The organism is Thiocapsa sp., from assembly GCF_035467215.1.
In the GTDB taxonomy this organism is placed as follows: Bacteria; Pseudomonadota; Gammaproteobacteria; order Chromatiales; family Chromatiaceae; genus Thiocapsa.
Genome location: NZ_DATITZ010000360.1, coordinates 1 through 3,981 on the forward strand (window position 1 = coordinate 1; position 3,981 = coordinate 3,981).

At 66.0% G+C, this 3,981-nt stretch carries 3 protein-coding genes and 1 pseudogene; 3 read left to right on the forward strand and 1 reads right to left on the reverse strand.

Features of this window, described 5'->3' with window-relative positions; genetic code table 11:
* Positions 1-310: 310 nt before the first annotated feature.
* Positions 311-748: a peptidoglycan-binding protein LysM gene (gene lysM / locus VLR48_RS19505; RefSeq protein WP_325293374.1), complete on the reverse strand. Its 438-nt coding sequence runs from the start codon at positions 746-748 to the stop codon at positions 311-313.
* A gap of 156 nt (positions 749-904) precedes the next feature.
* Here lysM and VLR48_RS19510 point away from each other — a divergent pair, with 156 nt between their 5' ends.
* From VLR48_RS19510 to VLR48_RS19520, 3 genes and pseudogenes are all read left to right on the forward strand, one after another.
* Positions 905-2,110, forward strand: coding sequence for a cell surface protein (locus VLR48_RS19510; protein WP_325293375.1), 1,206 nt, complete (start codon positions 905-907; stop codon positions 2,108-2,110).
* Complete coding sequence (locus tag VLR48_RS19515; RefSeq protein WP_325293376.1) at positions 2,107-3,063, forward strand: DUF6384 family protein; 957 nt, start codon at positions 2,107-2,109, stop codon at positions 3,061-3,063. Before VLR48_RS19510 ends, VLR48_RS19515 begins: the two co-directional genes overlap by 4 nt.
* An 88-nt stretch (positions 3,064-3,151) precedes the next feature.
* A pseudogene (locus VLR48_RS19520) lies at positions 3,152-3,981 on the forward strand (hypothetical protein); the annotation flags it as partial.

Consider the following 3,981-nt stretch of genomic DNA (forward strand, 5'->3'; position numbering starts at 1 on the left):
GAGGAGCGGATCCTGGCGCTGCATGCCGCCAAACGTGATTTGGCGGATGGGTTGCTCGAAGGCAGCGAGGGCGGGGGGCGGTTGAGTTATGCGGATATGTTGGCCCTTGTGCGCGGCTGAATCGCGTCTCGGGGTCAACACCAGCGTTTGATTGGCGGGTACGGGCCGAGCGGGGCGAGGTCTCGGCAGTGACGCGATTCAGGATATTTCGAGAAGGGCGTGGTGTGTCGCTGGTAGGGGCGACTTCAGTCGCCCACACCCATCTCGAACACCACAAAGCGGCTGAAGCCGCCCGATGCGTTCGAGGACTCTACCCGGCCGACGTGGGAATCCGGATCTTCTGCCCGGGGTAGATCAGGTTCGCGTCCTTGATGACCTCCCGGTTGGCTTCGAAGATTCGGGGGTAGGCGTTGGCATCGCCGTAGAACTTCTTGGCGATGGCCGATAGCGTGTCGCCTTTCTCGATGACGTAGAAGTCGACCTCGGCGGTTTGGGGCGGCGCGGTCAGCTGGTCGGCCTTGACCTCGGCGACGCCCTTGACGTTGCCGGCCATGAGCACGGCCTTCTCCATCGCCTCCGGGCTCTCGGCCTCGCCGGTCAGCGAGACCACGCCGTTGTCGTAATTCACGGTCAGTCCCTTAATCCCGGGGTTGTCCTGCTCGATCTCCGCCTTGATCTTATCGCTGGCCTCGGCTTCGTTGCCGAAGAGCTTCTTGCCGATGTCTTTCGCGAAATCGAAGAGTCCCATGGTGTCCTCCGGTGGTTTGTAACGCCTTGACCGCCAATGCGGCAAGGCTAAAACTAGCACACGGAAAGACGCCCGGCCATTCATTGCGCACCCGCGCTGTGGATGCCTTCACCACAGTCCAAGACCGGTGGATCCGCCGGCCTTACGGAGGACACCATGAGCACCACAGAGACCGCTGCCGTTGCGAGCGCGACCCCGATGCAGTATCTGGACAAGGCCATGAACGGCCTTAACGACCTGGGACTGCTCCCGACCGAGGGCGACCGCCAAGCCGACCCGGTCATCGCGCTCTTGAACCAAATCTCGACCCTCGACGAAGGGCGCGTCGCCGCCATCGCGCGCACACTCAGCCAGGCGTCGCTCTTCAACGACGTTGTCCGGCAGCAGGTCCAGGCGATGGAGATCGGCAGTCGCTACGAGGACATCACCAACGCCTTCAACAGCATCCGCGACGATGCCAAGACGATGGTGGATCAGATCGAGGACGGCAAGCTCGACACCTTCGAGCGCATGAGCAACGTCTGGATGAAGGTCACGCGCGGCGACATCGCCGCCCGTTTCGACAAGATCAAGACGAGCTATCTGGACGTCACCGCCTCCACCGACGACCAGATTCGGCGCGAGCATCAGATCCTCGAAGCCTATCAAGACTTCCGCGGCGCGCTGAAGCAGTCCGAGGTGCTGGCGCTCGAAGTCCTCGAGACCGCGGAAGTTCGGCTGGACGCGGCGAAGGCGGCGCTGGCCCAGGCCATGACGCAGGTGGAGGCGAATGCGTCCGCCGAGCCCGCCGAGCGCGCCCGCTACGAGCTGGCCCGCGACGAGCAGGTGCGCGCACTGCAGCTCGAAGAGAAGCGCTATCAGATCGCCAAGGATCTGTCGGACAACCTGACCATCTCCTACAACACCTCCGAGGTGGTGATGGCGCGTCTGCTTCAGACGACCAACGCCAAGGAGCGCGTCTATGCTCAGGCCGTGAGCTTCTTCAGCACAAACGAGGTGGTCCTGACCGCGCTCACCGCATCCTTCACCGGGATGTTCGGTCTGCACGAGGGCACGCAAACGGTGGAGGCGATGAAGGAGGGCGTCAGTCAGTCGCTCGAGGTCCTGGCCGATATCGGCGGCAAGGTCCAGGAAGCGGCGGTTCGGGCCGGCTACGGGCCGACCGTGCGCGCCGACGCGGTCAAGAAGCTGGTCGACTCCGTGGTGACCTGGCAGACCCGATCGCACGAGATCATCGAGGAGATGCGTGTCCAAAGCACCCGAAACGCCGAGGAGATCCGCGACGCGGTGGAGGAGGGCAAACGCAAGCTCGCGCGCCTCGCCGAGGAGGGCAAGGGTCTCGAGCTCAAGGTCGACGCATGAGCACCGAGACCAGCGTCGACGGCGGCGTGCGGCCGGTCGGCGCAGCGGGGGCGCAGGCCGCGGTTGCCGGCAGCACGCATCCGCTCGACGAGGTCATGCTCGCGATGGACGTCGTGGATACGCTGCGACGCCGCGAGCGTCTTGTGAAGACCGAGCTCGACGACCTCGGTCGCGAGGAGGATCTCAAGGAGCGTCTGCGCAAGATCTACACGGCTCAGGGTATCGATGTGCCGGGCCATGTGATCGAGCAGGGCGTGGCGGCGCTCAAGGAAGGGCGCTTTACCTACGCCCCGCCGTCGCGCTCGCTCGCGACCCGGCTTGCCCGGGTCTATGTCAACCGCGGCGACTGGGGTCAGTGGGTCGGCGGGATCCTGGGCATCATGGTCCTCGCCGCGGTCATCCACTATGTCTCATTCGTCGCCCCGGATGCCGCCTTGCCGGAGGATTTGGTGGGCGTCCATGCAGAGGCGATCGCGCTGGCCGGAAACGACCGAGCGCGCGAGACGTTGGAGCGCTATCTCGGTGCGGGCCAGTCCGCACTGCGCAACGACGACACCGAAGGCGCCCGCTTGGCGCTGCGCGAGCTGGAGACGGCCCGGACGATCTTGGGGCAGGAGTACAGCCTGCGCATCGTCAACCGACCGGGCGAGCGGAGCGGTGTCTGGCGTATCCCGGACGTGAATACGGGCGCACGCAACTATTACATCCTGGTCGAGGCCGTGGATCCGACCGGGCGGGTGCTCCGCGTGCCGATCCTCAACGAAGAGACCCGCGAGACGGAGACCGTCGCCGTCTGGGGCCTTCGCGTGGACGAAGAGACCTTCAACGCGGTGGCCAGCGACAAGCAGGACGACGGCATCATCGAGCGCGACCGCTTCGGCATCAAGGCCCGCGGCGAGTTGATTCCGCGGTACGACATGCGCACGACCGGCGGGGCCATCACAAAATGGTAACTCCCGGTCCCTTGATCGATCGAGCACGCCGCGATGCGGCTCGGTACACATGCACGGCAGACGCCGCTCACTCTGGAGACCGCGCATGATGTCCGGCAGACAAACCCTCGGCGAGGTCGATCGGGCGGTCGAGGAGGCTCGCACCCGGGTCGCGGCGGTCGAGGCACGGGTGGAGGCCGCCGAGCAGCAACTGCAGGCCCAACGCCGGGGGCAGCTCGAAGACTACAAGGCGCTCGCCCGGCTTCGCGTCGGACTGCTTGCCGACGCCGCGTTGCTTACGCACCTGGACCAATCCGAGCAGCAGGTCGCAGCACTTCTGGCTCAACGCGAGACCGCGCTGACACTGCTCAAGGAGCAGATCCAGTTTGCGGAAGCCGCACTGCGCACCCTGGAGACGGAGCGCAACGAGCAGGCGGCTCGGGTCGATTCCGCGGTTCAGGCCGCGGACGCTGCCGAGGCCCGTACCCAGTCCCGGCTTGCCGGGAATGACGCCTACAGGGCCCAGCGGGAACGTGCGACGGAGGCCGAGCGCAAGGCCGCGCACGCCGCCGAGAAGGCGGACCGCAGCGAAGCGGAACGCGAAGAGAAGGGTGTCTCTTACCGAGAAGATCCGCTCTTCATGTACCTCTGGAAACGCCGCTACGGCCAGCCTGACTACAGGGCATGGGCGCTGACCCGCTGGCTCGACGGCAAGGTCGCCCGCCTGATCGGCTATGCCGACGCCGGTGCGAACTATGCCCGCTTGAACGAGATCCCGGAGCGATTGCGCGAGCACGCCGAGGCGCTCGCGAGCGCCGCCGAGTCCGAGCTGGCCGCCCTGAAGGCACTCGACGAAGCCGCACGGGTCGAGGACGGCATACCGGCCCTGGACGCGGCGATCGTCGAGGCGCAGGCGGCACTCGATGCCGTGGACCGGCG